This window comes from Polaribacter irgensii 23-P, assembly GCF_000153225.1.
GTDB classification, from domain to species: Bacteria; Bacteroidota; Bacteroidia; order Flavobacteriales; family Flavobacteriaceae; genus Polaribacter; species Polaribacter irgensii.
Genome location: NZ_CH724148.1, coordinates 1132064 through 1152197 on the forward strand (window position 1 = coordinate 1132064; position 20134 = coordinate 1152197).

The following is a 20134-nucleotide window of genomic DNA, read 5'->3' on the forward strand; positions in this document are numbered from 1 at the left end:
TTGAGTTTTTCCTACTACATAGCTAAAAGATATTTATTTTCTAAGACTGGTAATAATGCGATTAACATTATTACTATTATTGCGTCTTTCGGTGTCATTGTCAGTTCTTTGGCATTGTTTGTAATTCTATCAGGTTTCTCTGGACTGAGAACATTTAGTTACAACTTGTTAGATGTTTCCGATCCAGATATAAAAATCACAGCTACAAAAGGCAAATCTTTTCTAGTGGTGCGTAGTTTGTTAGAAGACTTGCAAAATAATGCTTCAATCAAAGAAACGTCAAGCATTATTGAAGAGCGCGTTTTTTTAGAGTACAACGATAAAACTGAAATTGCCTACATCAAAGGTGTGGAGGAAAATTACACAAAAATTTCCAAAATAGACGCTGCTTTGACTACAGGGACTTGGCTTCAAACAGACTATAGTAATACTGCAGTTGTTGGTAGAGGAATTTCAAATAAACTTTCTCTTGGCATTTTAAATTATGGAGCTCCCTTAAAAATAATGGTTCCAAAACCAGGGACAGGATTTATCAATCCTAGAAACCCTTTTTATAAAATAGAAACACAAATTGTAGGTATTTATGAGGGCACGGAAGAGTTCGAAAGTAAATTTGTATTTACATCGATTGGTCAGGCTCGCAGTTTATTGCACTTTAAGGAAAATCAAGTGACAGCATTGGCGCTAAAGTTAACGGACTCTCAAGATGCAGACGCGGTTGCTGATCTTTTAAGAATGCGTTTAGGTAAAATGTTTAAAGTACAAACGAAAGCCCAATTGAATGCAGTGTTTTATAAGGTAATAAATACCGAAAATTTCGTTTCCTATTTAATTTTCACATTGATTGTGATCATTGCATTATTCAATGTAATAGGGGCTATAATTATGATGATAATTGACAAAAAGAAAAATTTAAAAACTCTACTTAATTTAGGAGCAACACTCAAAGAAATTAAAAAAATATTTATTTTTCAGGGATTCTTATTGACTTTTTTTGGAATGTCTACGGGTTTGTTATTGGGGACTGTGTTGGTCTTTATTCAAAAGAAATTTGAGCTGTTTATGATTGTGCCAAATTTAGCATATCCGGTAGAATTTAGCTTTTCAAATCTGCTAATTGTGTTTTTCACAATTACAATATTGGGCTTTATTGCCGCTAAAATAGCAAGCAGTAGAATTTCTGTATCTTTTATAGAAAAGTAAATTTATATAGCTTCAGGAATAATTAGGTTTCCAAACTTTGCTTCCACTTCGTCAAATGCATTAAAAACATTTTCTGCATCGTCAGAAGTAACCATTTTCATCCGGTGTTCCTTAAAGTGAGGAATTCCTTTAAAATAATTGGTGTAATGTCGCCTTGTTTCAAAAACCCCTAACAATGGACCTTTCCAATCAATAGCCATCTGTAAATGTCTTCGGGCCATCTCTACGCGTTGCGCAATAGTAGGTTGTCCTAGGTGTTCACCTGTTTTAAAATAGTGTTTTACTTCATTAAAGAACCAAGGGTAGCCGATTGCAGCCCGCCCAATCATTGCACCGTCTAAGCCATAAGAATCTCTCATTTCCATTGCCTTTTCGGGCGTAGTAACGTCTCCATTCCCAAAGACAGGAATGTGCATTCTTTGGTTGTTTTTTACAGCCGCAATTGGTTTCCAATCTGCCTCTCCTTTATACATTTGTGCGCGGGTTCTACCATGAATAGAAATTGCAGCGCAGCCAACATCTTGCAAGCGTTCTGCAACTTCCACGATACGAATAGAATCGTGATCCCAGCCCAAACGTGTTTTTACTGTTATGGGGAGATTGGTGTGTTTTACCATTGCTTCGGTTAGGGAAACCATTAAGTCAATGTCTTTTAATATCCCCGCGCCAGCTCCTTTAGAAACTACTTTTTTAACAGGACAACCAAAATTAATATCGATAATATCAGGATTCGATTTTTCGACAATCTCAATCGTTCGCAACATAGATTCTAAGTTCGCTCCAAAAATCTGGATTCCTACAGGTCGCTCTTTCTCGTAGATATCTAATTTCATCAAGCTTTTCGCCGCATCGCGAATTAAGCCTTCCGAAGAAATAAATTCTGTATATACAACGTCTGCACCATTTTCTTTGCACAATGCTCTAAACGGGGGATCTGATACGTCTTCCATAGGTGCTAATAATAGCGGAAATTCAGGGAGTTCTATGTTGCCTATTTTTACCAAAATACTTTATTTTTTTGCAAAACTAGTGTTTTTATTGGTGAGAACCCAAATTCTGAAGGATCCTAAAGAAAGTTGTGGGTACGTTCTGAGGTATTGCTCTAAAAAGGGTGTTTATTTTGAGTAAAAAAAAGTTTTTTAAGATAAAACCAGATAGTGATGGATGTGCTCTTAAAATGATACGTTTCCAATGCTTGAGTGTCTTCAGCAATTCAAAAGAAAATACATGCTCTATTAATGAGATGTAAAAGACATGGAAAACGCGAAGGTTTCCTGTTTTAAATTTAAACAGGTATCTTTAGGTGAAACAAAAAGGCTAGAAGTATGGAAGTTAAAGAAACGGTTTTACGAAAAGTAAGAATTTTAATTACCAATCAGTTTGATTCTCCTGAAGAGGCCCTTTGTTTCTTTGATTCTGAGAATGAGGGAAGATTGAAAAAGCATGAGTTAAAAAAAATGTTGAGGGCAGGGGTCATAAATGATTTTATAAGTGCTGGTGTGGGTAACGCATTGCTAAAAGGATGCGATATTTCAAGCGATGAGACTATAAATTGGGAGGAGTTTAAAAAAGAAATTTATGAGTATGAAGCAAAAGCACAATTGAAGATACTTGGAACCTGAAGTTCAGTGAACTTCAATCTATTTTTTTTATTTGTCAAAGGGTGTAATTATCATATCTTTGCGCACTGAAAGTAGATAGACAACGACCTATGAAGAACATTAGAAACTTTTGCATTATTGCACATATCGATCACGGTAAAAGTACATTAGCGGATAGATTATTAGAATTTACAGGCACAATAACAGATCGGGAAAAGAAAGATCAGCTATTAGATAGTATGGATTTAGAACGCGAACGCGGAATTACCATAAAATCTCATGCCATCCAAATGGACTACACACACAATGGAGAGCAGTATATTTTAAACTTAATAGATACTCCAGGGCACGTTGATTTTTCCTACGAAGTTTCGCGTTCTATTGCTGCTTGTGAAGGCGCTTTATTAATTGTAGATGCAGCGCAAAGTATACAGGCACAAACAATTTCTAATTTATACCTCGCATTAGAAAACGATTTGGAAATTATTCCTATTTTAAACAAAGTAGATTTGCCTTCTGCAAATCCAGAAGAAGTAACCGATGATATTGTAGATCTTTTAGGGTGTGCACCGGAAGATGTAATTCATGCAAGTGGAAAGACTGGTTTTGGGGTTGAAAATATTTTAGAAGCAATTATCGCAAGAATACCAGCTCCTAAGGGAGACCCAGATGCTCCGTTACAAGCTTTAATATTTGATTCCGTATACAATTCGTACAGAGGAATCGAAACGTATTTTCGTGTTTTCAATGGAGAAATTAAAAAAGGGCAACGGATCAAATTCATTGCAACGAATAAAGAATATATCGCTGACGAAGTAGGAACTTTAAAGTTAGAGCAGGTAGTCAAAAAATCAGTAAAAACTGGTGATGTAGGGTATTTAGTTACAGGAATTAAAACTGCAAAAGAGGTCAAAGTAGGAGACACTATTACAGATGCTGCCAATCCAACAAAAGAAAGTATTGTTGGTTTTGAAAATGTGAAGCCAATGGTTTTTGCAGGAATATATCCTGTGGATACAGAAGATTATGAAGAGTTGCGGTATTCTATGGAAAAGTTGCAATTGAATGATGCTTCTTTGGTGTTTGTGCCGGAAAGTTCCGCTGCTTTAGGTTTTGGATTTCGTTGCGGATTCTTAGGAATGCTGCACATGGAAATCATTCAAGAACGTCTAGAGCGTGAATTTAATATGACGGTGATTACCACAGTGCCCAATGTATCTTACCATGCGTATACCAAGAAAAATCCAAATGAGATATTGCTCTTAAACAATCCTACCGATTTACCAGATCCATCCAGATTAGACAGAGTAGAGGAACCCTTTATAAAAGCAAGTATTATTACGAAGTCAGATTTTGTGGGTCAAGTAATGAGTCTGTGTATTGAAAAACGTGGGGAAATTACCAACCAAACATACTTAACAACTGAGAGAGTAGAACTAACTTTTGACATGCCTTTGGCAGAAATTGTATTTGATTTTTATGATCGTTTAAAAACAGTTTCTAAAGGATATGCATCTTTTGATTATTCGCCCATTGGAATGCGAGAGTCAAAATTAGTAAGGGTAGATCTTTTATTAAACGGTACGCCGGTAGACGCTCTTTCAGCTCTTTTACACGCGGATAATGCGTATTCAATTGGGAAGAGAATTGTTGAGAAGCTGAAAGAGTTGTTGCCGAGACAACAGTTTGATATTCCTATTCAAGCAGCAATTGGTGCAAAAATTATTGCAAGGGAAACTACAAAAGCACTTCGTAAAGATGTAACTGCAAAATGTTATGGAGGAGATATCTCTAGAAAGCGAAAGTTGCTGGAAAAGCAGAAAAAAGGGAAGAAGAGAATGCGTCAAGTGGGGAATGTAGAAATCCCACAAGAGGCATTTATGGCCGTTCTAAAATTGAATGACTAAAACGAGCATGATTAAATTCAAATATTTGTCTTTTTCATTGCATTTGTCAATGCGGCAATAGTAAGTTTATTTGTATCCCTTTCAAATATTTTTTTGGTCATTATAGTTGCTATTGTTAGGGATGTTATTTTTGAGGCAATGCCAATCAGATTGAAGAAAAGAAGTGCTGCTGTTTAAATATAAAAAAAACGCTCTTTTTTAAAAAATAAAGAAGGTGTTTTTTGATTTTTTTTAGGCATTCTTGGTTTTAATTTTAGGTACAATCTAAAAGAACTATCTTCTTGCAATGAAAAAAGCTTCGATAAACCGAAGCTTTTTTCATTGTAAGAAGTTGATTGAGAAACCAAACAGTATAAGCATTTTAGTCTCTACCTCCTAAGATGCTCATTCCCCAATATAGAAGCATCGCAAGAGAACCCAATGCAGCAACTAAATAAGTTCTTGCAGCCCACTTGAGCGCATCTTTAGCACCCACCAATTCTTGCTGTGAAACCATATTTTTGCTCTGTAGCCAAGCCAAAGCTCTGTTGCTTGCGTCATATTCAACAGGCAATGTTATAAAACTAAAAACAGTTGCAAATCCCATAAAAATTAGACCAGTTACAGCAATGTAGAATCCAATTCCAGTTGCTTCAGAAGCAGCACCTAAAATAAGACCACCAATAACGAGCCATTGCGAAAATTTAGAAGTGAGACTGACAATAGGGACTAATTTAGATCGCATTGTCAGATAGCTATACGCTTTTTCGTGTTGCACTGCATGCCCTACTTCATGCGCAGCAACAGCCGCAGCAGCGATATTTCTCTGATTGTAAACAGATTCACTTAGGTTAACCGTTTTGTCTTTCGGGTTGTAATGATCCGTTAATCTACCTGGTGTTGAGATTACTTTGACATTAAAAATACCGTTATCAGCTAGCATTTTTTCTGCAATTTCGGCACCACTCATTCCGTTGCGAAGCTGAACCAACGAATATTTTTCAAACTTACTCTTAAGTTTATTGCTTATCCACCAGCTTACCAAGGAGATTAGGCCAATTAGAATATAGAACTGCATCATAATTTATATTGTTTTAAAATTGTATTTGGTTTTAGTTTAATAAATTTACAACATAAAGTATTCCAATTTATAATTTGGTGTATTAAAATGACAAAATGACAAACAAACCCAAGATTCTTATTGTATATACTGGAGGGACTATTGGAATGGTAAAAGATTACCAAACAAAGGCTTTGCGAGCATTTGATTTTAGTCGTATCATAGATAAAATTCCAGAATTAGAGCAGTTAGATTGTGAAATAGAAAGTGTTTCTTTTAAGGAACCAATAGATTCATCCAACATGAATACAACATACTATGTTGATATTCTTGAGATTATTGAAACAAATTATAGCAGGGTTGATGGTTTTGTAATACTTACAGGTTCAGACACAATGTCTTACACTTCTTCTGCAATTAGTTTTATGATAGAGAATTTACAAAAGCCTATTATTTTTACTGGGTCCCAATTGCCTATTGGAGACTTAAGAACAGACGCTAAAGAAAACTTAATTACCTCTATCGAAATTGCCGCTTCAAGAAAAAAGGATGTACCCATAATTTCTGAAGTCTGTTTGTATTTTGAATACAAACTATATAGAGCAAATAGAACTACAAAAATAAGTGCAGAACAGTTTGAGGCGTTTGCATCAAAGAATTATCCTGCCTTGGCAGAAAGTGGTGTTCATTTAAACTTCAATGAGCACTTATTATCGCAACCAATACGCGCCAAGAGCGCGCTTGTTATTCGGAAGAAATTGGTAACAGATGTTGTTATTTTAAAATTGTTTCCAGGAATTACTGCAGAGGTGGTGAAAGCAATTTTATCTATACAGCACTTAAAAGGGGTTGTGTTAGAAACCTACGGAGCTGGAAATGCACCGAACAAACCTTGGTTTTTAGACCTTATTGAGAAAGCCATACAAAATGGTATAAAAATTATCAATGTAACACAGTGTTCAGGAGGGAGTGTAATTCTAGGTCATTATGACACTAGTCTTGGTTTAAAATCGATTGGAGTGATCGGAGGAATAGATATTACAACGGAGTCCGCAATTGCTAAATTAATGTATTTACTGAGCGAAGATTTGGATGCAGAAGCTTTTAAACTATATTTTCAGAAATCTTTAAGAGGTGAGATAAGTGAGAAATAAATATTTTGGTCAAATTATGCAACTGAAATAAAAATATTATTTTTACACAAATTAGATGGATTTATTTTTGAGGAGCAACAATTTTTTTGTTACTTGCCGTTCTATTCAAGACAAATATATTATTATTAGTTGTAAAAAGTATATATATTCTATTTGTGTGAAATGAAAAATTTATATCTTTAACCCGTTAACTATTAAATTAATTATAACAAAGATGAAAAAAGTAGTAAATGTCCTATCTGTAACAGGATTCATGTTTTTTGGAGCTATTCAATCAACTTTTGCACAAGATGCAACAGCAGAGTCAAGAACTTTTCACCAAGAATTAAAACTACGTTTTATAGAAGGTGGTCCCGTATTTATGGGAATTGTACTAGTCGCCTTAATTTTAGGTTTGGCAATTGCAATTGAAAGAATTATTTATTTAAACTTAGCAACAACAAACACTAAAAAGCTAGTAGCAGATGTTGATGAGGCTTTAAGCTCCGGAGGTGTAGAAGCGGCAAAAGAGGTTTGTAGAAATACAAAAGGGCCTGTTGCATCTATCTTTTACCAGGGTTTAGACAGAGCAGATGAAGGCGTGGAAAGTGCAGAAAAAGCAGTAGTTTCTTACGGTGGAGTTCAAATGGGACTTTTAGAGAAGAATGTTTCTTGGTTGTCTTTATTTATTGCTTTAGCTCCTATGTTAGGTTTTATGGGTACAGTAATTGGTATGATTGGAGCCTTTGATGCAATTGCACAAGCAAATGACATTTCTCCTTCTGTAGTTGCCGTAGGTATTAAAGTTGCCTTGTTAACAACCGTATTTGGTTTGGTAGTTGCAATTATTTTGCAAGTTTTTTATAATTACATTGTGTCTAAAATTGACAGTATTGTAAATAATATGGAAGATGCGTCTATTCAGTTGATAGACATGCTAGTAAAATTTAAAAAATAATTTTATTATGACAGATAATAAATTTTCAAAAATTATCACATATGTTGTGACGGGACTCGCTTTAATTGGTATTATCCTATTGGGAAGGGTGCTAATGGCGGGAGAAGATGCTGTGAAAAATGACGTGTTGGTTCAGAATAATGTTGTGAGCCCATTGGTTTCTTTTTCTCAGTACTTATTTTACGGGGTAGTACTCGTAACAATTGTTTTGTCCATGTGGGGCTTGTTTAAAAATCCAGAAAACTTAAAGAAAACTTTATTTAGTTTGTTAGCTTTGGGTGTTTTATTTGTAATTGCTTATTTTTTAGCAGATAGTAATGTTGTGCTAGACAATGCAGACAAGGTATTAGAAGGAGGAGAAGCAGGTGCAACGATCAATCAATTGACAGGAACAGGAATTTGGTTTAGCGTTATATTAGGCTTAATTGGTTTTGGTTTTTTTGTATTCGATTTAGTGAAAGGTTTAATAAAATCATAAATTTATGGCAAGAAGAGAGAATCCAGAAATTAATGCAGGTTCTATGGCAGACATTGCCTTCTTGTTATTAATATTCTTTTTAGTAACAACAACGATGAATGTAGATTCGGGTGTTTCTAAAAAGTTATCTGAAAAACCACCAGAAGATTACGTACCACCAATTATAAAGGAAAAGAATATTTTTGAGGTAAATATTAATAGAAATAATGATCTTCTTGTAGAGGGAGAGCGAATGGATATTAAGGATCTTAAAATTACTGCAATGGCTTTTATAGACAATGGTGGTGGTGAAGGTAAAATAGATGAAGGAGTTGTAACGGGTCCTTGTACATATTGTCAAGGGGAGAGGAGCATTAGTTCTTCAGATCATCCGAACAAAGCAATTATTTCGGTTCAAAGTGACAGAGGTACAGAATATGGAACCTATTTAAAAGTTCAAGACGAACTGATAAAGGCATATTCTGTTCTTCGGGATAGACTTTCTAAGCAACGGTACGGAATTTCGTTTGTAGAATTAGAAGAGTCTTATAAAGAGGATCGGAATAATTTAGAGTTGAAGAAGAAAGTAGAGGATATTAAGAATAGTTATCCTGAAATTATTTCGGATGCGGAACCAACATCAAATTAATTTTTAAAATAAAATAATATGTCTAAATTTAGAAAAAAGAAAAAGGGTATGCCAGCGGTAAATACAGCTTCTTTGCCAGACATCGTTTTTATGTTGTTGTTTTTCTTTATGGTAACTACTACTATGAGAGAGACTGATTTAAAATTAGAGAATCCAAAATTACCAAGTGCTACAGAAGTACAAAAGCTAGAGCATAAAAGTTTGGTAAGTACAATCTATGTTGGTAAATCTAAGGATCCAGCCAGACATGGAGTGGGGTTCAATAGAATACAATTAAACGACAAGATTGCAACTGCAGCAGATGTACCTGCTTTTATTATTAATTCTAGATCTAAAGTATCAGAAGCGGAAGTGCCATTTATGACAACATCAATAAAGGCAGATAAAGAGTCTAACGTGGGTACGATTATAGATATTCGATTAAAATTAAGAGATGCAAACGCTTTGAAAATTAGTTATTCAGCTTCAAAAGCAGTTGATAATTAATTTGAACTATAGTTTTTAAAAAGGATAATTCTTTCGAATTATCCTTTTTTTTTTGCTTTTTTATAAAAAAGGAATTAGTGTATCTTTATCCTTCAATCGTATTTTTATGAGAGGTCGTATTATCTTAATAATTTTATTGACAATTCCGATGCTGGCATTTGGGCAGAAAAATACCTTGCGCTTGGGAGATGCATATGCCGAGGATCAGGTGTATATATCGGTCTCTTATAATCAGTTAATTGGACAGCCTTCTAGGATTACAAAAAGTGGTTTTTCATATGGTTTTTCAGGGGGTTTTATAAAAGATGTGTCTTTAAATAAAAAGGGTACAATCGCTGTTGCAGCTGGGGTTGGTTACGGGTATGATTTCTTTAATCACGAATTAAGGGTAGATGAGGTTGCTGAAAATACTGTTTTTGATAGTGCGAATTCGATTTCTAAAAATATTTTTACTTCTCATAATTTGGAGCTACCATTTGAGTTTAGGTGGAGAAGTTCAACAGCCTTGAAGTACAGTTTTTGGAGAGTATATGCAGGGGTAAAGGCATTGTACAACTTAAAGAATAATTTTGAATACATAGATGCAAACGCGACGTCGTATCAGTATGAGAACGTATCGGCTTATAACAGATGGCAATATGGACTGACCATGTCCGCCGGTTATGATGCCTTTAATGTGCATTTATTCTATGGAATAACACCATTATTTGAGAAGGCTGCGATAAACGAAGAGGTCGTGGATTCGAAAATTATAAAATTTGGCTTAATTTTTTATATCTTATAAAGCTATCTAGCTAAAATGTGAGTGCGAATACACTGTTGACATTTATATCGATATTGCGTTTTGCTTTTGATTAGCAATAGTTTCTATATTTCTTTACGCAATCTTGCAACAGATAGGTCCAATTGTTCTCGATATTTGGCAACGGTTCTACGCGCGATGGGATAGCCTTTTTCTTTTAATAGAACAGCCAGTCGTTCATCTGTGAGGGGTTTCTTTTTATTCTCTTCCGCAATTACAGTTTCTAATATTTTTTTAATTTCTTTTGTAGAAACGTCTTCTCCCTGGTCATTTTTCATGGATTCAGAAAAGAATTCTTTGATCAGTTTGGTTCCATAAGGTGTGGAAACATATTTACTATTTGCAACTCGGGATACTGTGGAAATATCCATATTGATTCTATCAGCAATATCTTTTAAAATCATTGGTCTTAACTTGCGCTCATCGCCGGTTAGAAAGTAGTCATATTGATAGACCATGATCGTGTTCATCGTTACTAAAAGTGTCTGTTGACGTTGACGTATGGCGTCGATAAACCATTTTGCAGCATCTAGCTTCTGTTTGATGAAAAACACGGCATCCTTTTGTGACTTAGATTTTATAGTTGATTCTTGGTATCCTTTTAGCATGTTGTTGTATTCCCTTGAAATATGCAATTCTGGTGCATTTCTTGAGTTTAGAACTAAGTCTAACTCACCGTCTAAAAGTTTTATAGAAAAGTCTGGAACAATCTGTTCTGCAATTTTATTGTTACCAGCATAAGAACTTCCTGGCTTTGGGTTTAACTTAGAAATTTCCTGAATAACTTCTTTTAATTCAGCTTCCGATACTGTAAATTTCTCTTGCAGCTTTTGATAATGCTTTTTTACAAAATGGTCAAAGGCATCCTCTAAAACTTCAATAGCGATGCTTCTAAACTTTGTTTTATCTTTTGCTTTGAGCTGTATAATTAAACATTCTCTTAAGTTTCTGGCACCAACTCCAATAGGATCTAATGTTTGAATTACCTTTTTAAGAATACTGATTACAACCGTTTCTGTTGTAAAAATATTTTCGGTAAAAGCCAAATCATCAACGATATCTATAAGTGCTCTTCGTATGTAGCCACTGTCATCTATACTTCCCAATAAAAACTCTGCGATCGCATATTCTTCGTCGTTTAATCGAAATGTATTTAACTGACTTTCTAAGGATTGGTGAAAACTAGTGCCCGCGGCATACGGAATGTTTTTTTCTTCATCATCTGCAGAATAGTTGTTTGCTTGTGTTTTGTAATTAGGAATCTCGTCATCACTTAAATAATCTTCAATATTGAGATCTTCACTTTCTTTTTTTTCAGTTCGATCGTCGTCAAATTCATTTGATAAATCATCATCTAATTCATTAGAAGCTTCTTTTCCAGTGTCTAGAGCGGGGTTTTCTTCAATTTCTAATTTTAAGCGCTCCTCGAATGCTTGTGTAGGCAATTGAATTAACTTCATCAATTGAATTTGTTGAGGAGATAATTTTTGTAAAAGTTTATATTGTAAGCCTTGTTTAAGCATGTTTTAAAGATACAAAAATCTGATTAAAAATCTGCATTTTGTGGTGTTCTCGGAAAGGGTATAACATCTCTTATGTTTCCCATCCCTGTGGTAAATTGAACCAATCTTTCAAATCCTAGTCCAAATCCAGAATGCACGGCTGTTCCAAATTTTCTCAAATCTAAATACCACCAAAGCTCTTTCTCGTCAATATGCATCGCTTTCATTTTTGCTATTAATACATCATAGCGTTCCTCACGTTGTGCACCACCAACCATTTCTCCAATTCCAGGAAATAAAACGTCCATGGCTCTAACTGTTTTTCCATCTTCATTTAAACGCATATAAAATGCTTTAATATCGGCTGGGTAGTCAAAGAGTATCACTGGACATTTAAAGTGTTTTTCAACTAAAAAACGCTCATGTTCAGATTGTAAATCTGCTCCCCATGCGTTAATAGGGTATTGAAATTTTTTCTTTTTATTTGGCTTCGAGTTTCTCAGAATGTCTATTGCTTCTGTGTAAGAGACCCTTTTAAAATTATTGTCGGCAACAAATTTTAGTTTTTCTAATAGACTCATCTCGCTTCTTTGCAGTTGTGGCTTTGCTTTTTCTTCTTGCACAAAACGTTCATCTAAAAAGGCTAAATCGTCTTTACAGTGTTCTAAAACATATGTTAAAACTGATTTTATGAAATCTTCAGCTAAGTCCATGTTACCATCCAAGTCCATAAAGGCAACTTCGGGCTCTATCATCCAAAATTCTGCTAAATGCCGCGTAGTATTTGAGTTTTCCGCTCTAAAAGTAGGGCCAAAAGTGTATACCTTTCCGAGAGCCATGGCATAGGCTTCTGCTTCTAGTTGTCCTGAAACGGTAAGATTGGTTTCTTTTCCAAAAAAGTCTTTGGTATAATCTATTTTCCCATCTTCTGTAACTGGTGCTTTGTTATCTTCGAAAGAAGTAACTCTAAACATTTCTCCAGCACCCTCCGCATCAGAGCCTGTAACAATAGGTGTGTTTACGTAATTAAAACCATTGTCTTGAAAGTATTTGTGCACTGCAAAAGAGAGCTTAGAGCGCACTCTCATTACAGCACTAAAAGTGTTTGTACGAATGCGCAAGTGCGCATTTTCTCTTAAGAATTCAAAACTATGTTTCTTGGGTTGAATCGGATATTCGTCAGGATTAGAATCTCCTAAAATTTCTATTTCAAGAACCTGTAGCTCTAAAGACTGTCCTTTTCCTTGACTTTCTAACAGAGTTCCTTTTACGCAAACTGCAGCTCCGGTTGTGATTCTTTTTAAGGTTTCTTCTGAAGTGTTTTCAAAGTCAATTACACATTGTATGTTGTGAATAGTTGAACCATCATTTAGAGCAATAAAACGATTACTTCTAAAGGTTCTAACCCATCCCTTGAGAACCACCTCTTGCAATATTTGTCCAGAAATTAATAATTCTTTTACTGTATTTTTTATCATTGTGTGAGTATAATTTGTAAGAAAGCAATTTTCTTATTGTGTAAAGGATCTTTATCATTGTAAAATAAGCAATGAATAGAGGTTTTGTAAACTTTTCTTAATTGTCCTGTGGGTCTTCAGCCGGAGGAAAAATCCTCATTTTAGGTTCTTTAAATACTTTTTTATTCGCAATTTTCTTTTCAAAGGTTAAGAGCAGGGAAGGTAACAATAATAAGTTGGATACCATTGCTAATAGCAGGGTGACTGACACAAGGCCTCCTAGTGCGATCGTTCCACCAAAACTTGAAAGTGTAAAGACTAAAAACCCAAAGAACAGCACAATAGAAGTATAAAACATACTAACACCTGTTTCTCTTAACGCAGCATACACTGAAGGTTTCACTTTCCATTTATTTGCAATCAGTTCTTGTCTGTATTTTGCTAAAAAATGGATGGTATCGTCAACGGATATTCCGAAGGCAATACTGAACACCAAAATGGTTGATGGTTTTATAGGAATATTTAAAAAGCCCATCAATCCTGCAGTAATTAAAAGTGGCAGCATGTTAGGAACTAAAGAAATGAGAATCATTTGCGGAGAGCGAAACATCCACGCCATAAAGACGGCGATCAGTAAAATTGCAAGCGACAAAGAAATAACCAAGTTCTTAATTAGATAATTAGTTCCTTTTATAAAGACTAAGGCTTTTCCCGTGAGCGAAACGGTGTATTTATCTGCAGGAAACTCTTTGGCAATGACTGTTTTTATTCTTTCTTGAATAACATCCATTTTATCGGTACCGATGTCCTTCATGAACGTTGTAATTCGTGCATAGCGGCCTGTTGTATCTACAAATGTTTTTAGCATTCCTGTATCACTGTTCGAATTTTTAGCGTACGAAAAAATATAACTTTGTTCTTGATTTGTAGGTAATTGATAGTACTTGGGGTTTCCGTTGTAATATGCTTGTTTGGAAAACTTTACAAGGTTCACCACAGAAATTGGTTTTGATAACTCTGGAAATGTTTCGATGATGTCATTTAGCTTTTCCATCTTTTTTAAAATGGAAAGTTTCATGACGCCGTTTTCTTTCCTGGTGTCTATTAAAATTTCTAAGGGCATGATACCACCAAACTCTTTTTCAAAGAATTTTATGTCTTTGTAAAAGTCTGTGTTTTTAGGCATGTCCTCTATTAAGCTGCCCGAAACAGTTATTTTGTACACACCAATGATGCTTAAAACAATAACTAATACCGTTGCAAAATAAATAGTTATTCTTTGGTTTTTTACCATTTTCTCCATCCAATTGACCACATTTTCAATCCATTTTGTTTCTAAATGGCTCAAGTGCTTTTTCTTAGGAATGGGCATAAAGCTGTAAATAATCGGAATGATTAATAGCGCTAATATGAAAATACTAATGATGTTAACCGAAGCTAATATTCCAAATTCGCGCAATAAATCACTTTTTACAAATACAAAAGTCGCAAAACCAGAGGCGGTTGTAATATTGGTCATCAAAGTGGCATTTCCAATTTTAGAGATGACCCGCTGAAGTGCTTTGGCCTGTTGGCCATGCTTTTTTATTTCTTGTTGGTATTTGTTGATGAGAAAGACTGCGTTTGGGACTCCTATTACAATGATTAATGGCGGAATCAGCGCAGAAAGTACGGTAATTTCGTAGCGGAATAATCCAATGAAACCAAAAGCCCAAATTACGCCAATAATTACTACGAGTAGCGTGATGAAAGTTGCTCTGAACGAGCGAAAGAAGAAAAAGAATATTAAGGCGGTAATACCGAGAGCACCAAGTACAAAAAGTAGAATTTCGTCTTGAATATTTTGCGCGTTTAGCGTACGAATGTAGGGCATCCCTGATACGCGAACATCTAGATTATTTTCTTTTTCAAATTTTTCTATTTCAGGAATTAAGTCATCAAATATAAAGTCTCTACGTTTCGGAGTGTTGATGAGTTCCTTTTTTATATAAATTGCAGTTTGTAATGTTCCTGTTTCTTTGTTATATAACAGATTGTCATAAAAAGGGAGATTTTCAAAGAGGTCTTTTTTAATGGCTTCTACCTGTTTCTTCGTTGTTGGTTTTTTTTCAAATAAAGGTGCAACTACAAATTTCTTTTGTTCTCTGTCCGCTTTTAATTTCTGAACATCCGCAATGGAAATGGTAAAGTCTACGGCTTCTTTTTGATCAAACTTTGCAACTAAGGCATTCCAAGCGTTAAATTTTTCAGGAGTGAACACGGTAGTGTCTTTTACTCCTAGAATAACTAAATTCCCCTCTTCTCCGAAAATTTCTAAAAACTTGTTGTACTCTAGATTTGCTTGATGATCTTCTGGCAATAGATTTGCTTCGGTATATGAAAATTTCATATACTTTGTTTGGGACGCTAAGAAAGCTGTAATCAATGCAATAATTAATAAAACCACATAGCGGTTTCTTAATATAAGCCCTGCGGCTTTTGGCCAAAAGTTCATGTATTTGTTTTTAGATATAAATGAATTATTTAGAGACTTGTAAAGTGTGAAAATGAAATCTTAAAAAAGATCTTTTTTATTTCAACAGGTATTAGACGGTCATAATTTCTCTTTCTTTCACCGCAAGCTTTTCTTCTATAACTTTTACGAAAGAATCTGTCAAATTTTGAATATCTAGCTCCGAATCTTTTTTGAGGTCATCAGAAATGTCAGTCTTTTTAATGTCATTGTTTGCATCTTTACGAGCATTTCGTATACCCACTTTAGCGTGTTCAGCTTCAGCTTTTGCTTGTTTGGCTAAGCCAATTCTTCTTTCTTCTGTTAGTGGTGGCACATTGATCATAATAATATCACCATTATTCATAGGGTTGAATCCAAGATTTGCGGCCATAATAGCCTTTTCAATTGGCTGTAACATACTTTTTTCCCAGGGTTGTATTGCGATGGTTCTGGGATCGGGTGTGTTTACATTTGCAACCTGACTTAAAGGTGTCTGAGATCCGTAATAATCGACCATGACATTTGCCAGCATTGCGGGAGTGGCTTTACCTGCGCGTATTGCTCTTAATTCTTTTTCTAAATGAGCAATTGCATCGCCCATTGCTTCTTTCGTAGTGTCTATTATAAATTCAACTTCTTCACTCATCTCCTTAGTCGTTTAAAGATTTTATTAATTTGTTACAATAGTTCCAATTTTCTCCCCAGACACTAGTTTTAGCAAGTTTCCGTTGGTATTCATATCAAATACCGTTATTGGTAGTTTATTTTCCTCACTTAGCGTAAATGCAGTCATATCCATTACTTTTAGACCTTTTGCAATGACTTCTTTAAAAGTAATTGTTTCGTATTTTACGGCATTTTTATTTTTTTCTGGATCTACATCAAATATTCCAGCAACACGGGTTCCTTTTAATATGGCGTCCGCATCTATTTCGATTGCTCTTAGAACGGCCGCAGTATCTGTTGTAAAGTAGGGGTTTCCAGTTCCTGCTCCGAAAATAACAACACGTCCTTTTTCTAAATGACGAATCGCTTTTCTTTTTATATAGGGTTCTGCAACTTCTTTAATTTCTAAGGCTGTTTGCAAACGTGTATTTACATCTTGATCTTCTAGGGCACTTTGCAGCGCTAATCCATTTATACAAGTGGCTAACATACCCATGTGATCGCCTTGTACTCGATCCATTCCGTTTGCAGCACCAGCGACACCTCTAAAGATGTTTCCACCACCAATTACAATCGCTACTTGTATCCCTTTTTGCACTACTTCTTTAATTTCTTTTGCATATTCAGAGAGACGCTTTGGGTCAATTCCATACTGCCTTTCGCCCATCAGTGCTTCTCCGCTTAATTTTAAAAGAATTCTTTTGTATTCCATAGTTTTTTTTAAGAGTTGTGCAAAATTACGTTTTTTTTTTGAGTTTCTTTTTTTTGAACAAAAAAAAACCTCGTTTTCAAACAGTTTGAAAACGAGGTCTTAGTATATGTTTTTAAGATGAATACTTATCCTAAAGTCACTCTTTTAAAGCCAGTTACAACAACATCTCCGTAGGTCTGCACATACTGGGCAACATTTTTCTTATCATCTTTAATAAAAGATTGGTCTAAAAGACATTGCTCTAGGTCTAAAGTCGTGTTGTCAGAAATAAATCGCTCCATTTTACCGGGTAAAATTCGATCCCAAATTTGCTCTGGTTTGCCTTCCGCTTTTAATTCAGCTTTGGCAGCTTCTTCCGCTTTTGTTAAGATAGTTTCAGATAATTGTGACATTGAAATGAATTCTGGAACGTTCTTTAAAGTTTTCCCTAATCTTCCCAATTCAATATTATCTTTTTCTATAACTGCAATTCTAGCTTCTGTCTCTGCTGCTACGAATGCAGGATCAAAATCTTTGTACGATAAGGTAGATGCTCCCATGGATGCTATTTGCATAGCAATATCTTTTGCGAGTGTTTCTGCATTTTCTACTACCGCAGATAAACCAACAATTGCAGCAATTTTTCCAATGTGAGTGTAACCACCAACATAGGCAGCTTCGATTTTATCAAAAGCAGTGATTTCTATCTTTTCTCCAATAACTCCAGTTTGTTCTATTAGCTTTTCAGCAACCGTCATACCGTCAAAATCGGCAGCTAAGAAAGCTTCCTTATCAGCTGTATGTAATGCAATGTCTGCAAATTGTCCGCCTAAAGCTACAAAAGAATCATTTTTACCAACAAAGTCAGTTTCACATGCCAATACGATTGCTACACCTGCAGTTTTCGCATCGTTGATTCTTGTTACTGCAACTCCTTCTGTAGATTCTCTATCTGCTCTTTTCGCTGCAATTTTCTGACCTTTTTTACGTAAAATACTAATGGCTTCGTCGAAGTTGTTTTCCGCTTCTACCAATGCATTTTTACAGTCCATCATTCCAGCACCAGTTGCTTCTCTTAAATTTTTAACATCAGCAGCACTTACTTTTACCATGTCACTTATTTTTTGTTAAGAAACCAAAGTCTCTTAGGAGTTATTAATTTATTTTTTTTCTTCAGCAGACGCATTCGTATCTTCAGCCTTTGTTTCTTCAACTTTAGCTTCTTCTACTTTTGGAGTTTCAGCTTTTGGAGCTACTTCTTCCGTTTCTGGAGCAGCAACTTCTTTGGTGTCCTTCACTTTTTCTTTGTCCGCCTTTCTGTCTGATAAGCCTTCTGCAATCGCATCTGTAACAAAAGATAATACTTTGTCAATAGATTTAGAAGCATCATCATTTGCAGGAATTACATAGTCCACTTGTCTTGGGTCAGAGTTGGTATCAACCATGGCAAAAATTGGAATATTTAATTTCTGAGCTTCAGCTACTGCAATGTGTTCTTTTTTGATATCAACAATAAACAACGCACCAGGTAAACGAGTCATGTCGGAAATAGAACCTAAATTCTTTTCTAACTTTTCTCTTTGACGATTGATTTGTAGTTTTTCTCTTTTAGACAATGCATCAAAAGAACCATCCGTCTTCATTCTATCAATTAAAGCCATTTTCTTAACAGCTTTTCTGATCGTAACAAAGTTTGTTAGCATTCCACCAGGCCATCTTTCTGTAATGTATGGCATGTTGATTGCTTTTGCTTTTTCAGCAACGATGTCTTTTGCTTGTTTTTTAGTTGCAACAAATAAAATTTTACGTCCAGAATTTGCAATTTTATTTAAAGCTTCTGAAGTTTCTTCTATTTTTGCTGCAGTTTTATACAAATCAATGATGTGCACACCATTTCTTTCTGTATAAATGTACGGAGCCATGTTTGGGTTCCATTTTCTAGTAAGGTGTCCGAAATGTACACCGTTGTCCAATAATTCTTGAATGTTTACTTTTGCCATTTTAAATGTGTTTACGTTCTGTTTTGAAATCAATATACAAGTAGTCGTTTAAGAGTCGGGTATATTTAGATGCTAAACTGTTTACTATTAATTTTTTATAATAATAACAGTTCTCGATATAATAGAGCACAGCATTTAAGCTGCATGCTGTATTAACGTTTCGAGAATTGGAATTTTTTACGTGCTTTCTTCTGACCAAATTTCTTACGTTCAACCATTCTAGGATCCCGTGTTAATAATCCTTCTGGTTTTAGGATAATTCGGTGATCAGCATCAATGTGAACAAGTGCTCTTGTGATTGCTAAACGAATTGCCTCTGCTTGACCAGTGATTCCTCCTCCGTACACATTCACTTTGATATCATACGATTCTAAGTTTTCTGTTAACATCAAAGGCTGTTGCACTTTATACTGTAAAGTACCGGTGGTAAAGTAGCTTTTGTAATCTTTTTTATTTACAGTGATGTCACCTTTACCTTCTGTAAGATAAATACGAGCAACTGCTGTTTTTCTTCTACCTATTTTGTGAACTGTCTCCATTATATAAGATCGTTAAGGTTAATAGCTTTAGGTTCTTGACCTGCTTGTTTGTGCTCTGTTCCTGCATATACATACAAGTTTCTGAATAAAGCTGCTCCCAAAATATTTTTTGGCAACATTCCTTTTACTGCTTTTTCGACCAATCTTGTAGGATCCTTCTCAAACATTTCTGTTGCAGTTAATGATCTTTGTCCACCTGGATACCCCGTGTGACGGATGTAAGATTTCTCTTTCCATTTGTTTCCAGATAATACAATTTTTTCTGCGTTGATGACAACCACGTTGTCTCCACAATCTACGTGAGGAGTAAAGTTTGGTTTGTACTTACCTCTAATTAGCTTCGCTATAATAGAAGAAAGACGACCCAACGTTTGCCCGTCCGCATCAACTAAAACCCACTCCTTGTTTACGGTAGCGCTGTTTGCTGATACTGTTTTGTAACTTAATGTGTTCATAATTACACTTTTAGTTTTTGTCAATTAATAATAGTTATTTTCCTTAAAAAAGGAGTGCAAATGTAATGCTATTTATTCGATTGACAAATTGTGTT

At 35.0% G+C, this 20134-nt stretch carries 20 protein-coding genes; 9 read left to right on the forward strand and 11 right to left on the reverse strand.

The annotated features are described in order from the left end of the window. The gene (locus PI23P_RS05055) at positions 1-1203 is read left to right on the forward strand and encodes an ABC transporter permease (RefSeq protein ID WP_018941895.1); all 1203 of its coding nucleotides are present in this window, start codon (positions 1-3) and stop codon (positions 1201-1203) included. Positions 1204-1205: 2 nt separating this feature from the next. On the opposite strand, the gene dusB is transcribed toward PI23P_RS05055, so the two are convergent. Beyond that, positions 1206-2207, reverse strand: coding sequence for a tRNA dihydrouridine synthase DusB (gene dusB, locus PI23P_RS05060; protein ID WP_004569676.1), 1002 nt, complete (start codon positions 2205-2207; stop codon positions 1206-1208). Positions 2208-2528: 321 nt separating this feature from the next. Here dusB and PI23P_RS05065 point away from each other — a divergent pair, with 321 nt between their 5' ends. Both PI23P_RS05065 and lepA read left to right on the forward strand, forming a co-directional pair. Beyond that, the gene (locus PI23P_RS05065; protein ID WP_004569677.1) at positions 2529-2825 is read left to right on the forward strand and encodes a hypothetical protein; all 297 of its coding nucleotides are present in this window, start codon (positions 2529-2531) and stop codon (positions 2823-2825) included. 89 nt (positions 2826-2914) lie between these two features. Then, on the forward strand, positions 2915-4711 hold the full coding sequence (lepA, locus tag PI23P_RS05070) for a translation elongation factor 4 (protein WP_004569678.1): 1797 nt from the start codon (positions 2915-2917) through the stop codon (positions 4709-4711). A gap of 361 nt (positions 4712-5072) precedes the next feature. On the opposite strand, the gene PI23P_RS05075 is transcribed toward lepA, so the two are convergent. After that, positions 5073-5771: a zinc metallopeptidase gene (locus PI23P_RS05075; RefSeq protein WP_026288398.1), complete on the reverse strand. Its 699-nt coding sequence runs from the start codon at positions 5769-5771 to the stop codon at positions 5073-5075. 95 nt (positions 5772-5866) lie between these two features. Between PI23P_RS05075 and PI23P_RS05080 the strand changes: the two genes are divergently transcribed. The 6 genes from PI23P_RS05080 (at position 5867) to PI23P_RS05105 (ending at position 10217) form a co-directional block, all read left to right on the forward strand. After that, entirely contained in the window at positions 5867-6904 is a 1038-nt protein-coding gene (locus PI23P_RS05080; protein WP_004569681.1) for an asparaginase, read from the forward strand. A 214-nt stretch (positions 6905-7118) separates the two neighbouring features. Continuing rightward, a complete protein-coding gene (locus tag PI23P_RS05085) occupies positions 7119-7841 on the forward strand; it encodes a MotA/TolQ/ExbB proton channel family protein (RefSeq protein ID WP_004569682.1) in 723 nt (240 codons plus the stop codon). 7 nt (positions 7842-7848) lie between these two features. Beyond that, entirely contained in the window at positions 7849-8319 is a 471-nt protein-coding gene (locus tag PI23P_RS05090; RefSeq protein WP_004569683.1) for a hypothetical protein, read from the forward strand. Between the two features lie 4 nt (positions 8320-8323). After that, positions 8324-8947: an ExbD/TolR family protein gene (locus tag PI23P_RS05095; RefSeq protein ID WP_004569684.1), complete on the forward strand. Its 624-nt coding sequence runs from the start codon at positions 8324-8326 to the stop codon at positions 8945-8947. A gap of 18 nt (positions 8948-8965) precedes the next feature. Further along, positions 8966-9433, forward strand: coding sequence for an ExbD/TolR family protein (locus PI23P_RS05100; RefSeq protein ID WP_004569685.1), 468 nt, complete (start codon positions 8966-8968; stop codon positions 9431-9433). A gap of 106 nt (positions 9434-9539) precedes the next feature. Continuing rightward, on the forward strand, positions 9540-10217 hold the full coding sequence (locus PI23P_RS05105; RefSeq protein WP_004569686.1) for a porin family protein: 678 nt from the start codon (positions 9540-9542) through the stop codon (positions 10215-10217). Between the two features lie 83 nt (positions 10218-10300). Here PI23P_RS05105 and rpoN read toward each other — a convergent pair whose 3' ends face one another. From rpoN to rplM, 9 genes are all read right to left on the reverse strand, one after another. Then, positions 10301-11758 (reverse strand): RNA polymerase factor sigma-54, encoded by a 1458-nt coding sequence (rpoN, locus tag PI23P_RS05110; protein ID WP_004569687.1) that lies wholly within the window; start codon positions 11756-11758, stop codon positions 10301-10303. 23 nt (positions 11759-11781) lie between these two features. Then, on the reverse strand, positions 11782-13215 hold the full coding sequence (asnS, locus tag PI23P_RS05115; RefSeq protein WP_004569688.1) for an asparagine--tRNA ligase: 1434 nt from the start codon (positions 13213-13215) through the stop codon (positions 11782-11784). 97 nt (positions 13216-13312) lie between these two features. Beyond that, a complete protein-coding gene (locus tag PI23P_RS05120) occupies positions 13313-15688 on the reverse strand; it encodes an efflux RND transporter permease subunit (protein ID WP_004569689.1) in 2376 nt (791 codons plus the stop codon). Between the two features lie 91 nt (positions 15689-15779). After that, positions 15780-16334: a ribosome recycling factor gene (gene frr / locus PI23P_RS05125; protein ID WP_004569690.1), complete on the reverse strand. Its 555-nt coding sequence runs from the start codon at positions 16332-16334 to the stop codon at positions 15780-15782. Positions 16335-16358: 24 nt separating this feature from the next. Beyond that, positions 16359-17066: a UMP kinase gene (gene pyrH / locus PI23P_RS05130; protein ID WP_004569691.1), complete on the reverse strand. Its 708-nt coding sequence runs from the start codon at positions 17064-17066 to the stop codon at positions 16359-16361. 125 nt (positions 17067-17191) lie between these two features. After that, a complete protein-coding gene (gene tsf / locus PI23P_RS05135) occupies positions 17192-18157 on the reverse strand; it encodes a translation elongation factor Ts (RefSeq protein WP_004569692.1) in 966 nt (321 codons plus the stop codon). Positions 18158-18205: 48 nt separating this feature from the next. Next, complete coding sequence (gene rpsB / locus PI23P_RS05140) at positions 18206-19045, reverse strand: 30S ribosomal protein S2 (protein WP_004569693.1); 840 nt, start codon at positions 19043-19045, stop codon at positions 18206-18208. A 152-nt stretch (positions 19046-19197) separates the two neighbouring features. Continuing rightward, on the reverse strand, positions 19198-19584 hold the full coding sequence (rpsI, locus tag PI23P_RS05145; RefSeq protein WP_004569694.1) for a 30S ribosomal protein S9: 387 nt from the start codon (positions 19582-19584) through the stop codon (positions 19198-19200). Next, positions 19584-20039 (reverse strand): 50S ribosomal protein L13, encoded by a 456-nt coding sequence (gene rplM / locus PI23P_RS05150; protein ID WP_026288399.1) that lies wholly within the window; start codon positions 20037-20039, stop codon positions 19584-19586. Before rplM ends, rpsI begins: the two co-directional genes overlap by 1 nt. Between the last annotated feature and the right edge of the window lie 95 nt (positions 20040-20134).

What these genes read in the sequence shown, in the direction of transcription:
- PI23P_RS05065 (WP_004569677.1), top strand. Translation starts at nt 2,529, where the DNA reads ATGGAAGTTAAAGAAACGGTTTTACGAAAAGTAAGAATTTTAATTACC.
- lepA (WP_004569678.1), top strand. Translation starts at nt 2,915, where the DNA reads ATGAAGAACATTAGAAACTTTTGCATTATTGCACATATCGATCACGGT.
- PI23P_RS05075 (WP_026288398.1), bottom strand. Translation starts at nt 5,771, where the DNA reads ATGATGCAGTTCTATATTCTAATTGGCCTAATCTCCTTGGTAAGCTGG.
- PI23P_RS05080 (WP_004569681.1), top strand. Translation starts at nt 5,867, where the DNA reads ATGACAAACAAACCCAAGATTCTTATTGTATATACTGGAGGGACTATT.
- PI23P_RS05085 (WP_004569682.1), top strand. Translation starts at nt 7,119, where the DNA reads ATGAAAAAAGTAGTAAATGTCCTATCTGTAACAGGATTCATGTTTTTT.
- PI23P_RS05090 (WP_004569683.1), top strand. Translation starts at nt 7,849, where the DNA reads ATGACAGATAATAAATTTTCAAAAATTATCACATATGTTGTGACGGGA.
- PI23P_RS05095 (WP_004569684.1), top strand. Translation starts at nt 8,324, where the DNA reads ATGGCAAGAAGAGAGAATCCAGAAATTAATGCAGGTTCTATGGCAGAC.
- PI23P_RS05100 (WP_004569685.1), top strand. Translation starts at nt 8,966, where the DNA reads ATGTCTAAATTTAGAAAAAAGAAAAAGGGTATGCCAGCGGTAAATACA.
- PI23P_RS05105 (WP_004569686.1), top strand. Translation starts at nt 9,540, where the DNA reads ATGAGAGGTCGTATTATCTTAATAATTTTATTGACAATTCCGATGCTG.
- rpoN (WP_004569687.1), bottom strand. Translation starts at nt 11,758, where the DNA reads ATGCTTAAACAAGGCTTACAATATAAACTTTTACAAAAATTATCTCCT.
- asnS (WP_004569688.1), bottom strand. Translation starts at nt 13,215, where the DNA reads ATGATAAAAAATACAGTAAAAGAATTATTAATTTCTGGACAAATATTG.
- PI23P_RS05120 (WP_004569689.1), bottom strand. Translation starts at nt 15,688, where the DNA reads ATGAACTTTTGGCCAAAAGCCGCAGGGCTTATATTAAGAAACCGCTAT.
- frr (WP_004569690.1), bottom strand. Translation starts at nt 16,334, where the DNA reads ATGAGTGAAGAAGTTGAATTTATAATAGACACTACGAAAGAAGCAATG.
- pyrH (WP_004569691.1), bottom strand. Translation starts at nt 17,066, where the DNA reads ATGGAATACAAAAGAATTCTTTTAAAATTAAGCGGAGAAGCACTGATG.
- tsf (WP_004569692.1), bottom strand. Translation starts at nt 18,157, where the DNA reads ATGGTAAAAGTAAGTGCTGCTGATGTTAAAAATTTAAGAGAAGCAACT.
- rpsB (WP_004569693.1), bottom strand. Translation starts at nt 19,045, where the DNA reads ATGGCAAAAGTAAACATTCAAGAATTATTGGACAACGGTGTACATTTC.
- rpsI (WP_004569694.1), bottom strand. Translation starts at nt 19,584, where the DNA reads ATGGAGACAGTTCACAAAATAGGTAGAAGAAAAACAGCAGTTGCTCGT.
- rplM (WP_026288399.1), bottom strand. Translation starts at nt 20,039, where the DNA reads ATGAACACATTAAGTTACAAAACAGTATCAGCAAACAGCGCTACCGTA.